Origin of the sequence: Sinisalibacter lacisalsi, from assembly GCF_014640115.1 — a bacterium.
GTDB classification, from domain to species: domain Bacteria; phylum Pseudomonadota; class Alphaproteobacteria; order Rhodobacterales; family Rhodobacteraceae; genus Sinisalibacter; species Sinisalibacter lacisalsi.
Window position 1 is genome coordinate 183,161 of record NZ_BMGI01000001.1, and the last position, 22,400, is coordinate 205,560.

General features: G+C 66.4%; 4 protein-coding genes. 1 reads left to right on the forward strand and 3 read right to left on the reverse strand.

All coding sequences use genetic code 11. The annotated features are described in order from the left end of the window. Positions 1–2: 2 nt before the first annotated feature. The gene (locus tag IEW01_RS00930) at positions 3–17,771 is read right to left on the reverse strand and encodes a leukotoxin LktA family filamentous adhesin (RefSeq protein ID WP_188525728.1); all 17,769 of its coding nucleotides are present in this window, start codon (positions 17,769–17,771) and stop codon (positions 3–5) included. Positions 17,772–18,088: 317 nt separating this feature from the next. Between IEW01_RS00930 and IEW01_RS00935 the strand changes: the two genes are divergently transcribed. Continuing rightward, positions 18,089–19,150, forward strand: coding sequence for a helix-turn-helix transcriptional regulator (locus IEW01_RS00935; RefSeq protein WP_188525729.1), 1,062 nt, complete (start codon positions 18,089–18,091; stop codon positions 19,148–19,150). 50 nt (positions 19,151–19,200) lie between these two features. On the opposite strand, the gene IEW01_RS00940 is transcribed toward IEW01_RS00935, so the two are convergent. Together IEW01_RS00940 and IEW01_RS00945 are read right to left on the reverse strand one after the other, a co-directional pair. Continuing rightward, positions 19,201–20,367, reverse strand: a complete 1,167-nt coding sequence (locus IEW01_RS00940; protein ID WP_188525730.1) for a nucleotide sugar dehydrogenase — start codon at positions 20,365–20,367, stop codon at positions 19,201–19,203. 126 nt (positions 20,368–20,493) lie between these two features. Further along, positions 20,494–22,389 (reverse strand): alpha-amylase family protein, encoded by a 1,896-nt coding sequence (locus tag IEW01_RS00945; protein WP_188525731.1) that lies wholly within the window; start codon positions 22,387–22,389, stop codon positions 20,494–20,496. Positions 22,390–22,400: the final 11 nt, after the last annotated feature.

Genomic DNA, 22,400 nt, shown 5'->3' on the forward strand with positions numbered 1-22,400 from the left:
CCCTATTCGTCCTGCTCATCGTCTACCCCGAAAACAAGGCCTACGCGCGGGGCCACAAAGACACCCGGCCCGACCACCTGCCCGAACGGTCGGATCAACGGCGGATTGCCACCCGCGAACGGCTGCTGGCCGGAGGCCGGGCCGGTGAGAAGGAACGGCGCGTTGGCCGGTCCCTCCTCCGTGCCGCCGTCGTCGCCACCACCGTCGCCCTCGCCATCGGTGTCGCCGCCTCCATCATGCGTCGCCCCGAGCGTGAGAAGCCGGTAGGCGTCTTCGTCAACCACGGTGAAGCCAAGGGCCGGTCGGGTCTCTTGCGTCTCGCCCTGATCCATCTCGTAAGCCACCGAAACAGTTGCCCCCGGGAACAGCAACTCGGCGCCGCCCGCGGTCGTGATGGATGACGGAGCGGCCACGTCGAGAACGAGCGGCCCGGTTTCGGTCACCGCGTAGTCCGCGACGATCCCGTCCTTGGTGACATTGACCCAGATGCCGTCCGCCGCGCCGATGCGCCAGGGCCCAGCCGCGGACTCCGTCACCACGAAGGGGGCGTCTTCGCTGCCGATTGCACCGCCGAACGCGTGCAGGCTGAAGCTTTCGGCCTTCAGCGCGGGGATCGCGCCGGTGACATCGCCGCCCAGCGCGGTCAACAGAACCGGGCCCGCCTTGCCGCTGCCCAAGCCGCTTTCCACCGACCCCGCGACGGTGAGCCCGCCGGTTGCCAGAAGGTCGATCGCGCCACCACCGATGTTGTCCAGCCAAAGCACCTCGAGATCGCCCACTGCGTGCAGCTGCATGTTGCCCGACTCGATACGCGCGCCAAGCTGCCCGGCTTCGATACCAAACCCCGACGGGCCGGGATTGGCGAGGCTCTCCACGTTCAGCACGAGCCGGCCGTCCGGGGCTGTGGCGCGCGCGTAAGGGCCTTCGCCCACCCCGGTGAGCGCGCCTGCGGTCCGCAGGACGATCGCCTCATCCGACGCCGCGCTCTGCACCCGCGCCACGTCGAGCACGCCGGCACTGTCGAGCAGGGCGCTGCCGGTGCCGGTGTCGATCTCCGCGCCGAGCGTTTGGCGGATCGCGCCAGTGGTGCTGACCAGCGACAGATCTCCGCCGCCTGTGAGCACCCCGGCCGTCTGTGTGATCTCTGACGCGGTGATCGAGACCGGTGCGCCGTTGGTCACCACGCCATCGCCACGCAACTCCACGGACGTTTCTGCCTCCAAGGCGATGCCGAGGCCGTTGGGGCCGATGCCAAGTTCCTCGAGAGTGGTTCCGCTGGAGGCAAGGATCTGCTCGACGCTGGCCATGTCGACCTCGCCGGTTCGCAGGCTGTCGAAGGCAATCGGCGTGCCCGCCGCCACGTCGATCCAGATGCCGAGCCCGCCTTCGATCTCGACTGTATTCAGCCCTTCGCCGGGGCGCAAAAGCACACGGCGCGCTTCGTCACCGAAACTCAGGCCATTGGCGAGCAGCGAAGATGTCACTTCGAGTTCATCGACGACGATGCCCCAATTCACGTCGATGTCGACAACATCTGCGGCGATCCGCGCGGCATCAAGGCCAAGCCCGGTATTTTCGTCCGTGCGCACCAGAACGGAACGCGCCTCAAGGTCGCCGACCTCGATGAAACTGGCCGTGTCGCCCGCGAGAAGCGAAACATCGGCATCAACGGCAAGAATGTCACCCACCCGGATTTCGCGCTCGGTCCGGATCACCAGCGGATCGGAGCCGGTCTTGGCCAGCGGCCCGGCATCATCCATCCGGAAACCTTCGGCGTCGATCGTGACCGCACCGCCGAGATCAAGCCGGCGCCCGTCGGCCACCCAGACCCGACCATTGGCCAACAGGTTCAGCGAACTGCCTGCGAACGTGAGGTTGTCTTCGATGCGGATCTCCGCCCGGCTGCCGGTCTGGCTGTCGCCGAGCGCCGCGATGTTGATACGGTCGGCCGAGAGGGTAAGGCTGGCGGCCGGGTCGAACAGGAAGGGGGTGTCGATCAACACCTCGCCGTGGTTGATCAGACCGAAGCTGGCCGCCTGCTCGTCGAGCGCAATGTTGACGATCCGCAGATCACCATCATTGAGGAACCACGCCGATACCGGTGCCGCCCCCTCAGGCGCGATATCGAAGACGCTCAGCCAGGCGGTATCGGTGAGGCTGTCATTGCGGAAGCGGGTCACGAGGGGCACATCGGGGGCGCCGATCTGGCCACCCGCGGCGATGGTGTTGGCATCCGAGGCCGCAAGATCGAGGGCTATGCCGTCCTTTCCCGTGATCGTGCCCGCTACCGAGAGCACAAGCTGCCCCCCCGCGTTGATCGCCGGGATACCCCCGGCCCCCGCCAGCCGAAGATCGCCCGCCGCCACGGTCAGCCGGGTGTTGGCCTGCACCGATCCAATAGCGTGGGCCACGACGTCGCCCTCTGTCACGCTGAGATGCAGATCGCCCTCCACGGCGACGGCATTGATTGCGGCCTCCGCTTGCGTCGAGGCAACCTCGAGCGGGTTGCCGAGCGACCCGACCGCACCTCCGGCGCTGAGAGTGATATCGGTGGCGCGGATATCGGCGGCGGCGTCGAGGTTGGCATCGAGAATATCACCGCCAAGCGCGCTCACCACCACCGCGCCGCCCGAGTAGATATCCGAAACCGCAAGGCTGCCCCGTTGCGTGATCTCGCCGGCACCCCCGCCACCCGGCTCGAACAGCGCCTGCACCGAGGGCGTCAGAACCGTGATCAGCGCGGTCACCGGATCGAACACCTCCAGAACGCTCAGGCTGTCCTTCACGGTTGCGATCCGAACGTCGCCCTCTGCCCGTGCCGCAATCGAGCCGCCTTGCGCCTGGGCCACGAGGATCGGTGCAAGAGGCGCGCCGATACCGCCTTCGCCGCCCTCCAGAACGATATTGCGGCCCGTGGCGTTGACGATCGTTCCGCCGGCGTAGGCCCCGGTGATGCCTTGCGATGTCTTCAGCCGTGCATCATCGCCGGCGAAGAGGGTCTGCAGTGCAACCGGGCTTTCAGAGCCGACAAAGGCATCTCGCCCGGCAAGCACCCGCAGCCGGCCGCTTGCTTCCACGTCGAGATCCTCGTTGCCCGCGACCGTGAACGACACATCGGGCACGATGCTGATATCGGCGCGCTCGGCCGTCCAGAGCGCGAGCCGCGCCGCCTCGGTGAAGCCGTCGGCGTTCAGGAATGTCACCGGATCGGTGCTTTCGCCGACATCCAGATCGGCCATCAGGGTGATGTTGACGCCCGAGACGTTGGCCGTCTCGATCTCCGTCACCGTGTCGGACACCGGCAGGATCAGCGAGCGACGCAGCCCCAACCCCAGGCGTTCGTCCGAGAGAAAGGCCGTGCCGAGGATTTCGTCGCGCTCCGGTTGTGAGGCTTCGTATGTGAAGGTGGGATCGAATTTCACCGCGCCCCAGATCGCATGGGCGGCGTGGAATGCCTCGGTTTCGGCCTTTTCCGCGGCAGCGATAGCGGCATCGTCCAGCCCGAAGGCGGCCAGTTCGTCGCGCCGCGCCTCGTCGAACTCCACCACGAAGGCCGGATCATAGGGCAGCGGCTCGGCATCGCCCGCGATCACCTTCGCAACGTCTTCGATACGATAGCGCCAATAGTCCCGGTATTCGGCGGTGCGGGCGTTCTCATAGGCCTCCAGCGCGTCGGTATCACGGGTATTCTCCGTGCCGTCTGCGTAAGGATTGCCGCGCAGGCCCAGCTCGTCCCACAGGGCTTCGAGCAAGCCCTGCTCGGCGCGCCGATCAACGAGAGCCTCGCTGTTGGCGTCGCGGATCGACCCACCGGAAACGACGATGGTGACATCGCCCGCCGCCGACGCGACGCGATCAACCTGCAGATCCGCGCCGGACTGATAGAGCGCGATCTCGTCAGCCGCCGTGGCATTGAGCCGGTCGGCGGTAATCCACAAGGGCTCCAGCGTGGCCGCCTTGCCGAGGCTGCCGCCACGCGCGGTCAGGCTCAGATCCCCGGCATTGATGATCGGGATGCCCTCGGGCGCGTTGGAATGGCGCAGGATCGAGCCCGGAGCGGTCAACTCCACCTGCTTGCGCGCGGCGGAATCGACGGCGATCACGTTTATGTCGCCGCTCAGTTCCTCGACGAGAATCCGCTCCTGCGCCAGCGCGGTGAAGCCGAAGCCATCAGCCACATCAACCTTGAGCGGCTTGAGGTTCGTCGGCATTAGGGGGGTGATCCCGCCCGTCCCTGATGGCTGGTCCTGCCTCGATCGGGGTGAGAACCGGTCGGCAATCTCGGCAAGCTGGCCGATTTCACCACCGGCATTCAGGATCAGCCTGTCGGTGTCGAGGATTGCCGTTGGCCTGTCCGTCAGGATCGATCCCTCGGTCGAGACGATCTCTGTCAGGCCCGCCCGGTTGTAGACGCCGCCCTCGAGGATCACGTCCCCCCGGGCGGTGACCTTCAGTTCACCAACGTCGTAGCCGTGGAAGCCGATGTCGATGGGCAGGTTGGCCGGGATCGTGTGCAGCGCATAATCGTTGATCTTCTGCACCACCGTGGTTTCGCGCACATCGGTGACACCGTCGCCAACCCAGCCTGTCGAGGTGGTTTCCTGGAAGTCGTCCTCGGTCACGCTCAGCAGGCGCATCGCACCCGGGGTGAGGTATTCATAGGTGGGCGTGGCGCTGGCTGTCGGGGGCAGACCGCCGAGGAGCGGATCGTCAAAGGCCAGCTTCAGCGCGCGCTCGTCCCACAGTACCGGGGTCGAGCCGGTCACGTCGGTTTGCGAAAGGATGTTGGTTGTGACCGTGGTGGAAATCGTCTGGTTGCCTTGCGGGTCGGTCACCCGGGTTTCACGTGTGATCCTTTCCTCCACCCGCACCTCGCCGATGCGCGTCTCGACCGCCCAGTCCCCTGCGATGGTATACTGCGGATCGATCAACCCCGGCAGCGAAACGGTCAATCCCCCAACCTGGTTGGATACCGTTCGGGTGATCGTGCCGTCGGGAGCCTGAGAGAACTCGGTGGTGACGAACCCGCCGTTGACGCCCGGCAGGGCGGTGTCGACGATGCGGATCAGCCCGTTCACCCCCTCTCCGTAGCCGGTGGACAGCGTGGTGAAATGGATCGGCACATCCGCATCAGACACCACGTTGACCCGCCCATGGCCATGGGCTGCTAGGATTTCCCCTCCTCCGGTCGAGATGATGTCGCCCACCAGTTCGACGGTGCCGCCCTTGGTGATCATCGGATCGACGATGAAGCGGCGATTCACCCGGTCATAGCGCAGGATACCGTTGCCCGTGACGTAAGGCTGGCCGGTCGCGGGGTCGATCTCGTTGCCCCAGCTGGAGCCATATCCCGCCAACCCGGCCGGTGCGTAGACCGTCGCCACCTCGTCGACCAGTGACATGGTATCGAACAACTCGCCGAAGCCCTCGGAGATGTTCAAATCCCAATCGGTTATGCCCGACTGGATCGTGCCGTTCACGTTCAATGCGTTGGCGTAGATGTAAACGCCGCCGACCCCGAGAATACGCCCGCCGCCCGTCTGTACCGAATAGGCGGGCGAACAGGGTGTGGAGGTGTAGCCGCAGGGCACGCCGCCCGCCGCCACATCATCAAAGAACGCGGCGTAAACCCCATAGGGATCGTCGACATTGGTGAGGTAATCGTCGATTGCGGCAACGAGGAAAAAATCACCGCCCGAGCGGATATCAACCGTGCGCGCGTTGACTTCGCCCAGAACGTACAGGTTGCCTTCGGCCGTCAGCAGCCGGGCGGTGCCGTTGAGGTTTTCCACCAGCCCCGACACGATCAGGTCGCCGGTCAGCGTGCTTTGCGCGCCGATGTAGCGGTTTTCGACGTTGATCGTGGGCTCCGCGCCGCCCGGCCCGGACAGCGACAGATCAAGGCTTGCGGTTGGCGGCGGGTTGGCATTGTAGATCGGTTTGGCGGTTGTCTCCGCCGTGTTGAGCGCCTCGATCTGCGCGTTGCTGTCAACGAGACTTCCGCGCAAGAGCAGTTCGCCGCCATTGCGGAACGGAATGACCAGATCGCCTATTTCGAGATAGGCGGCGCTTTCGTTGATCACGTCGATCAGAGCATCGCCATGGGCGGTGATACTTCCGTCACCGCCGAGCACGTCGGCATCGACGAGAACATTGCCACCAGCGGCAAACACATCGTTGACCCGGACGAGGTCAATGGTCTCGCCGCCAAGATCGTCCAGCAATTGCTCCAGCCGGGCAATGGCTGCTTCGCGCTGCGCGACGAAGGCCGGATCGCCCGCGAATTCCTCGGCTTCTTCCTCCAGCACGGCGATATAGGCGCGCAGGGCCTCCGCCGGGTCGTGGCCCGGGATGATCTCGTAATCCACGCCCTCATCGGCAATGAAAACCGATCCGTCCCCATTCACCACGAGGCGCTGAACATGGCGCGCGCCGGCCTCGGCACTGCCGTCGACGGTCACGAGGTTGCGGCTGTTGTCGATGGTGCGGCCCACTTCGGCGGTAAGGCTGACATCCTCTGCCCCCACGATATCGCCGAAGAAATTGACCACCGCTTCCGCGCCCTCCCGGTAATAGTCGCTGGAGGTGCCGTAGGAGTAGAGGTCGACCGTCCCGAGCCTGGCGTTCAGTCGCACATCCTGCGCGCCAAGCACCGCGGCGCCGTGGCCGACATCGATGCTGTTCAGCAGCTCGAGACGCGATTCCGCGACGGGTTGAATCGTGATCGGCAGGGCGGTGCCATTGAACACCCGGATCTCGCTTTCGACGTCGATCAGCCCGCCTTTCGCGGCGAGGATCACATCGCCTTCCATGCTCTCGACCTCGGCCCCGTTGGCGAGAGTCACATATTGGCGCTTGTCGAGCGTGGCTTTCGAGGTACCGGTGGGCACCCCGGCCAGACCGAAGGTATTGACGAAAACATCCGTGCCCAGATCGGCATCGGTCACCACCGAGGCGTTCAGGTCGCCATCCGAGCGGACCGTGGCGGCATCGAACAGGATCAGCCCCGAGCCATCCACCGTGATTCGGCTGTCGGCCGCGGCGCCGGTCACGGCCCCGCCACTGTCGATCTTGAGCGCGTCCTTGCCTTCGTAGCTGCCACGCAGGCTGAAGAGCGCGCCGCGGCTGTCATCGGTGCCCGGCACGCTTTGGGTCAGCGTGCTGTTGCGCACCACGATATCGAGATCGGGATTGAATGTCGTGTTCGAGAACAGCGCCGAACCGGAAAAGACACCGACATTGCCGATCTGCCCGTCGAAGCGGCGCGAAGCCTTGTCGAGGTTGGCCACCGCGTCGACCACGATCTCCTCGGCCTCGAGGTGAAGGCCGTCGAAAGTAATATCGGCGTCGGTCGTCACATTGGTTGTGATCGCCGTGCCGCCAGCACCGGCGACACGGGCATAATAGCTGTCGCCCGTGGCGGTCAGCGCCAGATCGTGCCGGGCTTCGATGTCGAGCGTTCCCACCCGCAGCAGCGATTGATCGGCGGAGGTGAGCGCGACAGTGGTGTTGCTGCCCAGGTCCGTGCGCACCTCGGAGGCCGCAATCCCGACCAGGCCGCCCTGCCCCGAGATCACGTCGTTCTCGCTGTCCTGATCGGTCACCGCCTCGACACGCAGACGGCCACCAACCTCGAGATCGCCGTCGTTATCCTGATCGAGTGCAATCGCCACGGTGGTTTCGGAGGCGTCGGTGAGCACCGAGCGGTTCGCGCCCACCGCTGCGAGACCGGCCGTCACCCCGATGGAACTGCCGACAAAACCGGTGCGTGAAAGCGCCCCGACGCGCGCATCTCCCGAGACGTCGAGCTCGCGCAAGATGAGGTCGACGCTCACGAAGCTGGAGTTGGTCGCGTCCGAAAATCCGCCGCCAAGTGAGCCAATGCCCGACCCCGCGATCGAGATGGTCCGCGCCTCTACGGTGCTGCGTGCGCCTTCAGAAAGCGCGTCGACCGCGAGTATTTCGAGCGCACCGGTTTCCAGCCGCACCGAAGCCGCGGAACCGATGACCGACCGGGCGCTGCGTCTGGCCGTGGCGAAGGAACCCTGCGCCACCAGCGTTCCCACCGAGACACCGGTGGAAACGGCCTTCACGTCGGCCTGATTGAACACTCGCACGTCGATGCTGTCGCCCGCGATGATCCGCGCCCGGCCGAGTTCGACAATGGCATTCGCATCGTCCTCGGCGGTGGTATCCACGCCGCTGATCCCGAGCCCGGCCGCCTGCGCCGCCGTTGCGGTGGCCGTGACCTCGCCGTCGCGCCGGTTTTCGATCACCGCCGCGCGGGCGTCGATCCGGGGCCGAGCGCCGCTGGTGGCGAAGGCGATGGTCGCATCCGTCTCGTGGCGCGCGAAAGAGACGGTGCCGCCCACCGCGATCGCCCCGACCTGCCCGCCCACGGCATTGGCGCGGGTCTTTGTCTTTTCCTCGACCAGCAGGGTCGCGGTATCGGCGGCGACCAGCCGCGCACCCTCGCCGATGAGCACCGCCATGTCGCGCTCGGCGACCACGCGGCTGACCGCGCCGGCCACCGTGATAAGCCCGCCCGAGCCGGTGAAGGCCACTGGCGCGGCGCGGCTGCCGTCGCTGTCCACGTCCACCAGTGCCTCGATCGCCAGGTCGTCGCCGGCATCGAGCAGCGCGCCCGCCCCGACCTCGGCAGTCAGCGTGGAGCCACGCCGCATGCTCAGCACACCGCCGGTGGCCGCGATCGCCCCACCCGCCGCCGCCCCCGAGGTGAGCGACACCTGACCGCCCTCGATGGCGCGCAAGATGATATCGTCGCCCGCCTCGACTTCCGCATCCGCGGCGATCAGGGCCGTGATCGCGTCTTCGCCCGCATCGGCATCGCTGGTCAGGCGCGCAAGGTCCAGCCGCCCGCGCCCGTCGCGCGCGCTGGCGAAATAGGCCGCAACAGCAACATCGCCGTTGGCCATGTCGCCGTTCGAACTGGTGCCTTCGACATAGGGATCATCGTCCTCCATGCTCGCGGCCACCCCGGCCATGTGTTCCCCGCTGTTCTCGGTCTCGCCCGGCTTGCCGTAGCTGACCGAAAGAACCGAACCGGAGAAGGCAAGCGCCCCGCCTGCCGCGCCGAAGGCAACCCCGGCATAGTCACGGATCCCCTTGGCGCGCACGATAACGTCGCCGGAGACCATAACGGACGCCCCGCGGCCGATCTCGGCAAGCACCGAATTGGCCATGGAATTGGCCCCGATCCCGGCCCCAACACCAACGAACCCGCCCGCCGCCGCGCCTATCGTGGCGGACTGGTCGAAGTGCTGGAACGCGTTCACGGCGAGGCTATCGGACCCCTCAATGACCGTGGCGTGGTTGCCCAGCCGGGCGGCCACGGTCTGCTCGAAGCGAGAGACGAAAATCGTCGCGGCGATGCCGACGGTTCCCCCGCCGATGCCGTAGATATCGCTGTCGACGCTGGTCGTGGCCGAGGCTGCGATATCCACCGCCCCGGCAATATCGAGCGTGGTGGCATCCGGCGCCCCCGCGGCGCTGGCGTCGAGCACCTCGGCGCGCACGGTGTCGCGGCCGTTCAGCACGATGACGTTGCCGCCAATGCCAACCGTGCCACCCGCGCCGAGCGCCCCGGCAACCTGGTCGATATCGCTGACCGCATCGGCCGTGAGCGAAAGAGCACCGCCCGCGACGACATCGGAAGCGCCAAGCGTGGCGCGCGTGTCGGTTTCGGCAAGCGCCACCTGCACGATCCCGGCAAGCCCCACCGCCCCGGCCCCGCCGAGGGCAAAGGAGTTGGTCGAAAGCAAGGAGGTGCTGTCAGCGTCGAGCTGCACCGTGCCCGCGCTTTCGATCTGCGCGTCGACAACGCGCGCCTCGGTGACATTGCCAAGTCGAAGATACTCAACGTCAACCCCGGCTCCGGCAGACCCACCAGCCGCCGCGGTCACGATGAAGCTGCGCAATTCGGCATCGCTATCGGCGGTGACGCTCACGTCGCCATCGGCCAGCACATCGGCCTCGCCGGTGGCGTCGCCCTCGATCAGCGCGCGCACGCTGCTCTCCATGAAGAACAATGGCACCTGGATGCCGACCGCGAAGGAACCGCCACCGGCTGCGGTGAGCGTAAGGCCGCGCGCGTTGTTGTTCGCGCTTGCCGCGACCCGCACTTCGCCCGTCGCGTCGACGATGCTGGCCGACCCGATCCGCGCCGTGACGTCGGACGCCGCCTTGGTGATCGACACGCTCGCGCCGATCGCGCCGCTACCCGCACCGGTGAAATTGGAATTCGCTGCAAGGAGCGACGACAAGATCCCCCGGTCGCCGCCGCCGGCCGCCCCGAAAACTCCCGTGGCGCTGGCCTCGACTGTCACATCGCCGGCCGCCGCCACGTCGCTGTCGTCGATCGCGGCGAGCACGGTATCGCTCCTGTCGCTGATCGCCAGAGAGCCGGAAATGCCCAGGTTTCCGCCCCCCGCAGCGCCCACGGCGGCAGCGTTCAGATTGCCCTCGGAGGTCGCGCGAACAGTGAGATCATTGCCAAGATCGAGCCGCGCCTGCCAGGACGTTGGGCCAAGGATCGTGTCGGTGACGGTGGCCGAGGTTACGCCCGCCATCTTGCTGATCGACAGCGCCGCGCCGATGCCGTTGGACATCCCGATATTCGCCTGCGCGAGCAAGCTGGTGAGGGTCAGATCGGTGTCGGCGGTCACGCTCACGGGCGCGCCGGCGAAGCTGCGGTTGATCCGGGCCCCCGAGATCGCCGCCTCGGTGATGCCCTTGTTGCCGGTGTAGCTCACCGAGAGGCCGGCGGCCGTGCTCGATGCCGCCCCGCCCGACAGCGCCGCCGACAGTGCAAGGCTCTGGTTGCGCGCGGCCACGTCGATGCCGTCGCCCCCGTATTCGCCCGCTGTCACATCGGTATCGCGGATCTCGGCCCGGGTGACGGCGTCGAGATCGTTCACCGCAACGGTCGCACCCCCGGCCGCGCCTCCGGTGCCGACGATCGCCTGCGTCGCGATTGCCCAGGAGTCGCCCAGGGTCTCCGCGTTTACCTTGAGCGCGTTTTCATTAAGCGGAGCCACCACGCCGCCGCCGCGCAGAGCGGAATGGACGTACTGGAACTGCCGTGCCACCGCCCCGGCCCCGGCGAAGGCGTTCCCGGCCGAAACCGTGGCCCCCGCCGCAATCGCGACCGTGCGCGCATTGGAACGCGCCGTCAGGGCGATATCGCCGGAGAAATCGTGATAGGGTTGGAACCAGGGATCGTCCGGATCGCTGGCCAGCGGCGCGACATCGAGGATCGCCTCCACCGTGCCGCCAAGGCGCAGGTAGCTGAAGGCCGCGCCAAGCGAGGTGCCGGTGCCGCCGGGCGTTCCGGCCGCCTCGGCGATCTCTGCGGCCTCGCCGAGTTCCTCGGGGCTTTCGGTGTCGGTCGCGGTGTCGATCGTATCGCTGGTTTCCTCCTCGGTGCCGCCATCCCTTCCCGAAAGATGGATCACGATCTCGAACCCGCTCGCGTTGACGCTGGTAATGTCAAAATACTTGTCGGCGAATTCAAGCGCCGGTCCGATCACCCCGGCCTGCATCTGCCCTGAAATGGCATGGCCGCGCCGGTTGTCGAGAGCGGTGACCTGGACCGCGTCGGCAAGGGTGAACTCCGCCTCGGAACCCACGACGAGGGCCGCACTGATCACCACGTCGGAGGTTTCGAACAAGCCCGAATTCGGCCCGCGTTCGTCTTCGATGGTGGCGCCAAGCAGGCTGCGGCCATCCTCCGCCGCGCTGCGTTCCGCTTCCCCCCGCTCGCTCTCATCCAGTGCCGCCGCTGCGGAAGACGGTTTGCCCATCAGCAGGTAAGAGATCGCGCCGGTGCCCCCCAGCCGATCTGCCTGCCCGCCGCCGAGAGCGAGGTTGACGGTTGCCGTGGCATCCTCGGCGAAGATCTCGAGCGGGGCGCCGAAGTAGCCGAAACTCTGCACATCCACGAGCGCGGAGGTGCGCCCGCCTGTGAGGAATGCGCCGATCCCGACCGCGCCGCCGCTCCCGACCACCAGTTCTGTCGCCTGTAACAGCAGGTTGACGTCATCGCGCCGCGCCTCGACGCGCAGCCCGCCCGACGAAAACTCAAGATCGCCGTTGTAGAGCGACACGAGGCCCTGCGCCACCACGTCACGGTCGTCCTTGACCAGAACGCCCGCCACCGACGCACCGATCGTGGCGCCGCCATTGGCCCGGCCGATCGCGATATCGGTGGCCCTGGTGTCGGAATAGGCACCAAGCTCGGCAATCCCCTCCGCGGCCACGATCTCGCTGAATGCGAAGGACGCCGCATCGCCGTTCACCGTTGCGATGGTGTCGCGCTCATAGACGTCGTGCACGATGGCACCCGCGATCCCGGTGGCGTCCGACGTGCCCGCCGCGCTCGCCACCACCTCACGCCATGTCCTGTCGGTCGCGCTGACCGTCGCCGTGCCGCCGTGAACCGAAGACCCATCGACTTGAGACCACGAGTGGTAGCGATACTCGCCGGTCAGAAGCGAAACGGAGGTGCGCCCCAGCGAACGCGTTTCATTGAAGGCGACGGCGCCACTGAGGCCATCGGCCGCGCCGCTGCGAACCGCCTTGGAGCGGATCGTGCTGGCGCTGAGCGCTTCGATCGTCGCAGGCCTGGGCTCGTCCGGATCGAACGGATTGAACGGATCGGGATCGAAGGGATCCGTCATGGAGGTCGCGACCCGGCTCGCCTCGAGGGTCACGTCGACGACAGAATCGTATGTGGTGACGGCCACGCCGATCGTGCCTGCGCCCTTCGACGCTTCGACCATGGCGCGTTGAAGATTGTTGAGCCGTGCCTCCTCCACCGCGCGCAGGTCGATCGAGGCGCCATTGAGCAGGCTCGCGTTATCAAGCGTCGTCGTGGTATCCCAGTCGGTGGTAACGCTTGTGACCGAGACTTCGCCCGCGACCGACCCGCTTTCGCCCGCCCCGGCCCGCTGGCCCACGTCCAACGTGCCGCCATGGCGCGCGAGCACGCTGAACTCGGGCGGGGTTTCATCCGAATAATCGTCTGTTCCGCTATCGGGATCGCCATAGGCGCTGGCGTCGAAAGTATCTAGAAGAGCCTCTGTTTCCCGGGTGTCGCGCGCCACGATGACGGCCCCACCGAAGGACACGCCATCGGTGTCGGCATCGCTGCCGCTCCACAGCCGGTTGGTGCTCGCGTTTTGCGCCCGCACCTCGAACTCGGGATCGGAAGCAAAATCGTCGAGGTAGAGGAACGAGCGTTCATAGGCGAACCTGTTCGCAACCCCCGGAAGATGCGCAAACATCGGAAACAGCCGCCCGGCCACGTTCGCACGAGTCGTTTGGGTCAGATTTCCAACGATGCCCGAGCCGGCAACGGTGAAACCGTTCGAGGTGCCTTTCGAGGTGGCCAAGGTCCAGTTGCGCGAGGTGTTGTCTGCCGTCACGCCGATCCGCCTGGCCACGGAAACCGGCGGCAGGACGAGATCGGCCGTCACCTGCTCGTCGATCTCGCTCACCGCTACCGAGATTCCGACGCCAAGCGCACCACCGCCGGACCCGTCCTCATCGTCCTCACCGCCACCGGTCGGATCGAGCGCCCCGGCGGCGGCGATCGACCCTCGGTCGCGCAGCGCATTCACGTTGATCGTCTCGAGACTGCCGAAGGCATGATCGAGGCGCGCGGTCACGTCGGTTTGGCTGTTGAGCCAGGCAAGGCTGCCATAGACTTGGCCGATACTGGCCGGCGCGTCGCCCGCCCGGCCAAGGCCGAGAACCCGTTGCGCCGAAGTATCCTCTGCACGCACCATGAAGAGCGAAGCCGTTGACGGGTTCGATGGCTGCCAGCCGCCGTTTTCGATCAACGCCGCCACGGTGCGGTCGCTGTCCAGCCGCGCGATGGCCCCGCCAAGCCCGACCAGCCCCGCCCCGGAAGTGGCCGCCCCCGCGCCGCTGAGCGCCACGCTGGTATCTTCGGCGGTCACCCGGCCTTCGGCCATGGTGTTGCCTCGCGTGCTGTCGCTGTGCGCGCGGGCCGTGCTCGTATCCTTGAGCGAAGCGAAATCCGCTGCCGCCTGGATCGACACCGTGCCGCCGTCCGCCACGCCGTTGCCGCCAAGATCGACGGTATCTTCCCCCGCCCAACTGGCGAAATCGGGCAACCCCGAGGTCGACCCGACGCCGTCTTCCTCCGCCGTCTTGGCTCCGGCCGCGGCCGAGGCGATCGAAACGCCGTCCACCTGCGCCTTCAGCGTGAGAACCGACATCCGGCCCAGCGCAAGCGTGTCATCCAGCCCCGGTCTGGCGCCATCGGCGCGGGCGATTTCGGCCAGCGCATTGCGCTCGGCATCGACGACGGCCCATGCCAGCCCAACCCCGGAGTCGCCAGAGACCTGGCCCGCCGCGGCTTCGGCGGCCACGATGGTGTTGTCGAGTGCAGTGATCGTGACGGTGTCGGCCTCGATCAGGTTGCGCGCATCCAATCGCGCATGCGCGGTGCCCGCGTAACCTGAATACACCCCCGCGCCATTGATCGCGAAAATCTGTGCCGCTCCATATGATTGCGCCGCGCCGACGACCGCAAGCGCGTCGGTGGCCGAAAGGGTGACGTTGGCAAACTCGGTCGCATCGTCGGCGATCTCATCCTCGTCGAGCACACCCACCAGCGCCTCGGTCACGGCATCCACACGCAGCTGTTGCGCTGTGCCGCCAACGCCCCGGGTTTCGCCCGCCGTGGCGCGCCACTCGGGCAGGAGCGCCCTGCGCAGGAAAAGCCCGCCTTCGGCCCGCGCCGTGACAGTCAGGCTGTCCTTGCTGCTGCCCGTCAACCGCGCCCCGTCCGCGATCGCCGCGCGCGTGGTCAGGTCGAACAGCCTTTTGCCCGCCGAAATCGCGACCGATGCACCGCTCGGCGTGGCGACCTGGACATCGGTGATGTAAGTCGCCGTGTCTTCGTCAAACAGCGCGTCCTGCTCGGGCAGCATGTAGGCCACGGGCAGGATATCGGGGATCAGTTCGCTGTCGAACGCATCCTGTATCTCGGTCTGGGTCGCCCGCAGCGCGGTTTCGTCAAAGCTCGGAAGTCGGGTGAGCGCGTTCAGAACCGTCTGGGTGCTGTCGCCAACGAACGAACCCGCACCGATCTCGGCGTGTGACCCGACATTCCACACATCCGACGACAAGACCGCGATCACCGCGCTACCGGCATCGGCCTCTTCTCCCAGCCGAACCGCCGTCTGCCCCGCGATCTGTTCGAGCCGGGTGCGCCCCTGCACCAGCAACTGCGCGGTACCAGCAACGGTGGCGTCGAGGCCCGGATCGAACCCGGCCGCACCAAGTGTGGCCGTGGCTTCGGTCACCGGATCGACATAGCTCACCGCACCGTCGTTACCGCCGAACAGGGCGGCGGCCTCCATGTCGTGGCGCAAGACGGAGAAGGCCCCCGTGCCCGTGCTCGCGACATATCCGGTCACATCGGCGATCGCCGATGACATCGCCCCGTTGGCCGCCGCCAGCCACCGGGACAGACCATCATCGGCAATGCTTCCGAGCGCCGGGATCTGCACCGGGTCGGCCGTGGCCCCCACCACCGCGCGGGTGATCGCCCGTGTCACCCGCGTATCGCTGCGCAGGTCCAGATCGCCGCCCGAGGTCTGCACGCGCCCGCCGAGTGCGGCGCGCACATCGGTTTTGTCCCACGACGCCGTCAAAGCCTGTCCGCGCCCGAGCGGATCGGCAGCGACGAGCGCCTCCAGCGAGAGATCCTTGACCGCGTTGGCACTGACCACAACCGCGCCGCCCGCGTCGATCGCCAGCCCCGGTGCGCCGGCTACTGCATCCGCGTCGATCACCACCTCGGTTTTCGTCCAGCGCGCCGAGACCGCCGCCGCCGCGTTGGACCCGTCGCCCACACCGGTGGAGACGTTTCCGGCGAAGGCGTTCAGATCGACCGTCTCGTTGGTTGTCGAGGCGATGGTCACGTCCCGCCCGGCGCGGATCGGGGTATTGTCGATCACGATCCGCGCCTCGGTGATGCTTGCCCCGCCCGCGAGGCTCAACGCCCCGACCTCCGGGGCGACCTGCATCAGTGTGCTGGCATTCGCCGTGATCGAAACATCGCGCCCGGCGCGAATGGTCGATCCGGTGAGCGACACATGCGAGAGGCCACCGACGTAAACCGACGCCGAGGCGAGATCCTGGCGCGAGGTGATCGCGGCAAGCGTGGCATCTGCTTGCGCGAGCCTGGTCGCGAACAGGTCATCGACGAAAGCAAGGAAGGTGCCGTCGGTCAACGATGCGGCGTAATCGCTCACCGCGCTTTGGGTGGCGATCACGTTCTGCTTCGAGACAACCAGATCAAGAGTAACGTCGCGCCCGCGCAGGAAGGCCCCGTTCAGCGTGACCGAAACCGCGCCCTCGAGCGGGTTGGAGAGCTGCACCGGCGTGCCTGGCACGGTATCATCGTAGCGCGCTTGCAGCACGATATCGCCGCCCGTGAAGGTGCCGGTGGCATGGCTGACGAGGTTCGCCCCGGCCCCGACTTCGATATGCGGCGCGGCGATGAAAATGTTGCCGGAGTTGGCGGTGGAAGCGCCGTTCAGCGCCTCCGCGGCGGAAACCACCCCATCGGCACCCGGATTCACCACCCGCGAAGAGAGCGTCACGCCCGGCGCGACGGTGATCCGGTTATCGGCGAGGATGATGATGTTGGAACCATCGTTCGGGGCAAGGTCGTTGGCCTGCGTGTAATTCAGCGGGTCGATAAAGATGGTGCCCGGCGTGCCGCTGGCGGACGCCGCGCGCAACTGGCCTGCAAGGATGACGGTGTCTTTCGCCGACAGTTCCACGAAGCCGCCATCGCCGTCGCCCAGTGCCGAGGCAGACATGACCGCGCCGCGCTCCAGAACCGCCGCATCGCCGCCAAAGACAATGGCCGACCCGGCGTGCCCCGCCCCGATCGCGTCGACCAGCAGGCTAGCGCCGCTCTCGATCAGTATTTCGCCATCGGACCGGATGTCGAGCGTGCCGCCGTTGTCACCGCGCATCCCTTCGATTCGCGCGCCATCGCGGATCGTGATCCCGCGATCGGCGCGGATCTCCACCCTGCCGGTATTGACCGCAGACCCCATCACCGCACCGCGTTCACCGGCGCTGATCCGGCCCGAAACGATCGCCTCGCCGCCCGTTGTCAGCCGCACACGCTCACGACCGGAGACCTCGCCCTGCACGTCGATCCCGCCTTCCGATTGCGGCGCGGCGCCCTGGAGGACCTGGTCGACATGGCTGATTGACGGGCGACCGTCAGGCCCGATGAAGCCATCCGCGAAAGCCTGCGTTGGCGTGGAGACCGAAACCGAACCCGCGCTGATCTGGCCCGTAGGACCCACCACCACGCCGTTGGGATTGGCAAAATAGAGCGCGCCGCCGGACTGCCCCGCTTTCACCGAGCGCATCACGCCGTGGATCTCGCTGCGCGGACCGTTGACGATGTTGATCGTGCCGGCGCTGCCTTGCGGCACGTGGATGTTGACCGTCTGGCCCGCTCCAACGTTGAACCGCGAGAAGGTATTCACACCGTGATTGCGGCTCACCGTTCCGGTGGTGATATCGGTTTGTGCCCCGCTCGCGCTTACCGCCGTCGCCGTGCGCCCGTCGGCGACGATCCCCTGGCCGAAGGCAGCCGCCGGTAGAAAGGTGCAAAGCGCCAGTGCCGACACCGTCAGGCGAAAATCGGGACGGATGCGGCCCGGTGGCGAGACGGGAGGCAATCGCATGACGCGAGCCGCGCCCCCTTTGCCGGACACAGGGCTGACCAATCGCCCACTGGACTTGCACCGCGTCCGCCTGAACACCCGACCGATCCTGTCATTTCGCCGGTCTTCCGGCACAATGGATCAATCGTAAAACAAAGCTTTGCGGGCTGTCATACGCCATTCGTGTGAGGCTTGAGCGGAATCGGGCTTGCCCGGATCGTTGACAAGTCGGCGACCGCGCGCCCATCATCTTGCCCATGGTCATTTCGTAAACACGAGTACCGCGTATGGATCAAATCTCCACCCTGATCGGCCGGATCTACGATTCGGCCCTCGGAATGGACGACTGGTCTTCCACACTCTCGGGGGTCGCGGATTTCTGTGGTGGTGCGAATGCAGCCCTCGTCTTGTCCGATCCGCGGCTCGAATTATCCCGGGTGACGACACCGCGCGCGGATCCAAGCGTTGTCGAGGACTACGGGCAATACTGGTGGCAACATGATCCCACCGCGCAACGCACCGCGCGCATTGCGCCCGGCGTTATCACCGATCTCGACCATACCGGGCGCGAACGGTTCCTCGCCAGCCGTTTTCACAATGAATACTGGGCGCGCTCTGGACTTGGCGCGCACCGGCTTGCCAGTAATGTCTTCACCGATGGCGTCGCCTTTGGCAGTCTCGTGCTGCAGGCCGCGCCAGATCGCGACGAGATCACCACCGAGATGCGCGAGCGGTTCGGCGCGCTGGTGCCACACCTGATCCGCGCAATCGAGGCCCGGAGGCGGATGGAATACCTGTCGCTCGCCCTGCGGACCGGAACCGGCCAGGCGCGCGACGGCATCATACTCGTGGATGGCGCCAAGCGGGTTTTGCTGGCCGACGACGAAGCTCTTTCCACGCTCGGCGAGAGTGATGCCCTCGATATCCACGACAATACCCTGCGCTTTTTCGATCCCCGCGCCAGCCTCGCCCTCGAGGCCGCACTCGCCGACAGCCGCACCAGCGAGGCCCCAGAGGCAGAACGCCGCGACTGCATTATCCCCTGCCGTCACGGCCCGGCTCACCTGAACGTCGAGATCGTCGGTCTCGGCCGCGCCGCCGCGCGGGCGGACCTGTTTGCTCCGCTGTTCGGCCGGCCTGCGGCGATCGTCACCCTGCGCCACTCGGAACGCCAGCGTGAAAGGGCAATGGACCGCCTGAGCGCGCAGTTCGGCCTGACCGCGGCGGAAGCGCGCCTGGCCCTGGAGGTCGCGCGGGGCGATGGCCGCGAAGCCGCCGCGCGACGCTGTTCCATCAGCCTGAACACCGCCCGCACCCATCTGATGCGCGTGTTCGAGAAGACCGGCGCGCGGCGGCAGGCGGAATTGCTTCGCCTGCTCAACGAGATGGGAATTATCTGACCACCTCGCGGCACACCTTTCGCCGCAATGCGCACCAATGGTGCAGCGGCTCAATCCCCGCCGAAAATATCGCGCGTGAACACCCGGTCCACCACATCCGCGATGTCGTCCGTCACCCGGTTGGCGAGGATCACCTCGGCCTCGGCCTTGAACGCCTCGAGATCGCGGATCACGCGGGAGTTGAAGAACAGGTCGTCCTCGAGCACCGGCTCGTAGACGATCACCTCGATCCCCTTGGCCTTGATCCGCTTCATGATCCCCTGGATCGAGCTTTGGCGGAAGTTGTCGGACCCGGCCTTCATCACCAGCCGGTAGACGCCGACGACCTTCGGCTGTTTCGCCACGATCTGCGCAGAGAGGAAATCCTTCCGCGTGCGGTTGGCGTCGACGATGGCGCGGATCAGGTTCTGCGGCACCTCGGCGTAGTTCGCCAGAAGCTGCTTGGTGTCTTTCGGCAGGCAATAGCCGCCGTAGCCGAATGAGGGGTTGTTGTAGTGCCCGCCGATGCGCGGATCGAGCGAGACGCCCTCGATCACCTGGCGTGTGTCCATGCCGTGGGCCATGGCGTAGCTGTCGAGCTCGTTGAAGAAGGCCACCCGCATGGCGAGGTAGGTATTGGCGAACAGCTTGATCGCCTCGGCCTCGTCGGGGTTCGTGAACAGCGTGGGCACGTCGTCGTCGAGCGCCCCTTCGCGCAGCAGGTCGGCGAAGGCCTGCGCGCGCGCGCTGTGCTCCCCGACGATGATCCGGCTCGGATGCAGGTTGTCGTAGAGCGCGCGGCCCTCGCGCAGGAACTCAGGCGCAAAGATGATCCGGTCGCTGCCCAGATCCTCGCGCATCCGGCGCACGTAACCCACCGGGATGGTGGACTTGATCACCACGATCGCCTGCGGATCGGTTTCGAGCACCGCGCGGGTCACCGCGTCGACCGAGGAAGTATCGAAGAAGTTCTCCACCGGATCGTAATCGGTCGGCGTGGCCACGATGACTAACCCGGCCCCGGCCACCGCGGTGGCAAGATCGGTCGTCGCGGTCAGATCGAGCGGCCTGGTTGCGAGGTAGTCCTCAAGCTCCGCATCCTCGATCGGGCTCTTGCGGGCGTTCACCATCGCCACCCGCTCGGGCGAGATATCGACCGCCACCACGCTGTTGGACTGCGCCAGCAAGACCGCGTTGGACAGGCCCACGTAGCCAAGGCCGATAACGGCGATTTTCATGAAACGCACTCCTCACACACGGCCGCGACGATCCAGTGGCGCGGGAACCCGAGACCCTGCCGGCCCGGGTTTTCCCCGAGCCTGATAGCGGTCGATCACGGTGCCATCAAGCTCGCTGCCGCGCATTCATCCAACCCAGACCCGCGCATAGGGTGGGAGCGGCACACCGCCATCCGGGCCCAGAACGCGTGCGTCAGACAGGAAGTCATGCATCAGGGTGGCACCCTGCCGTTTGAACCACGACGCGGGCAAGCCCGACCAATGCTCGGTGAAATTGAACACGCAGACGATCGGCCCCGTCGGTGCCCGCCGGACGAAAGCGTAGAGGCCCTCCTGCGCGGTTTCGACAATTTCGGTGGGCACCGCTCCGTGAAAGCCCGCCACCGCAGCCCGGCGGGCGAGGATGTGTCGAATGCCGTCAAACACCCGGCCCTCGGGCGTCGCCCCACCATCGGGGAGCCGCGCGGCGCGCGCCCAATCCATCCGCGGCCGATGAATCCATCGGCTGTCATGGGCGTGTTCGGGCACCTGCAGGTAGGAATAATCGTTCAGCAGCGCCAGCTCGTCGCCCATGTAAACCAGCGGGATGCCACCGTGGCTGGCGATCAGGGCATGGCCCATGAGGATACGGTCGATCGCCCTGTCGATACCCTCGCCATCGCCGGCCTCGAGCGCGGTTTCAAGGCCCGCGAGCGAGGCGGTGGCGCCGGAGATGCGCTTGTCGCCGGTTTCCTCGTTGACCTGGAACAGCGCCCCGCGCGAGAACGAGCCGGGAAAGCCCCCCTCGTAGAAATCCGAAAGAAACGCCCGGTGGCCGAAGCCCGAAACGCCGACCGCGGCGGCGTCTTCATCCGTCACCGCCCAGCCGATATCGTCGTGGCAGCGGATGTAGGTGGCATAGGTCGCGTTCGTCACCGAGGCAGGGAAATGCGTTTGCATCACATGGGTCATCAGCCGGGTGTCGCGCGCCGCCAGCGCCGACCAGAACTGCACCATCAGCGAGTTGTGGTAGGCAAGGTTGCCCTCCTTGCCGTCGTGCTCGCCGCGCCCGAGATAGGGCAGCATCTCGGCCGGGCTCACGATCGCCTCCTCAAGGTGGATCACCCCCGGTGCCGCGATCCGGCTTGCGGCCCGGAGCGCGTGCAAAAGCACATGCACTTCCGGCTCCGACTGGCAGCGCGTGCCCATCCGCTTCCACAGGAAGGCGGGCGCATCAAAGCGCAGCACGTCCACGCCCTTGTTGGCGAGGAACAGCATGACCTTGACCATGTCGAGAAACACGCGGGGGTTGGACCAGTTCAGATCCCACTGGTGCTCATTGAAGGTGGTCCAAACCCAACGGTCGATTTCCTCGTAATGGGTGAAATTGCCCGGCGCATTGGCCGGGAAAATCTCGATCAGCGTCGACTCGTAGGCCTTGGGCAGCGTGTCATCGACGAACATGAAGTAGTAATCGCGGTAAGTCTCATCGCCTTCCCAAGCCTTGCGCGCCCATTCATGCTCCTTGGCGGTGTGGTTCAGCACGAGGTCGATGCACACCGATATGCCCCTCTCGTGACAGGCCCGCGTGACCGCCTCGAAATCGTCCATCGTGCCCAGCGCGGGATTGATCTCGGTGTAATCCATCACCGAGTAGCCGCCGTCGCTGTCGCCCGGGCGCGGCTTCAGGCAGGGCATGAAATGGATATAGGTGATGCCCAGATCCTGCAGATAGTCGAGCTTCTCGGCCACGCCGAGGAGGTTGCCGGCGAAACGGTCGATGTAGAACACGTAGCCGTTCATCTCGGGGCGCTGGAACCAATCGGGTTCGAGGTCGCGGCTCATGTCGCGCCATTTCAGGTCTTCGGGCCGCGCATCCCAGGCCGACTTCAGGGTTTCGGTCAACTCCTCGGCAAAATCGGGGTAGTCGGGCCGGTGGCCAAAGAGCCGCTCGAGCATGCCGAACAGGTCATCGCGCGACCGCTCCAGCCGCATGGCGAACAGGCGATCATTGAAGGAGCGGGGCTTGGAGGCTCTGGCCATGCTGCAATCCA

Coding starts and splice junctions, on each gene's coding strand:
- IEW01_RS00930 (WP_188525728.1), bottom strand. CDS start 17,771: ATGCGATTGCCTCCCGTCTCGCCACCGGGCCGCATCCGTCCCGATTTT.
- IEW01_RS00945 (WP_188525731.1), bottom strand. CDS start 22,389: ATGGCCAGAGCCTCCAAGCCCCGCTCCTTCAATGATCGCCTGTTCGCC.
- IEW01_RS00940 (WP_188525730.1), bottom strand. CDS start 20,367: ATGAAAATCGCCGTTATCGGCCTTGGCTACGTGGGCCTGTCCAACGCG.
- IEW01_RS00935 (WP_188525729.1), top strand. CDS start 18,089: ATGGACGACTGGTCTTCCACACTCTCGGGGGTCGCGGATTTCTGTGGT.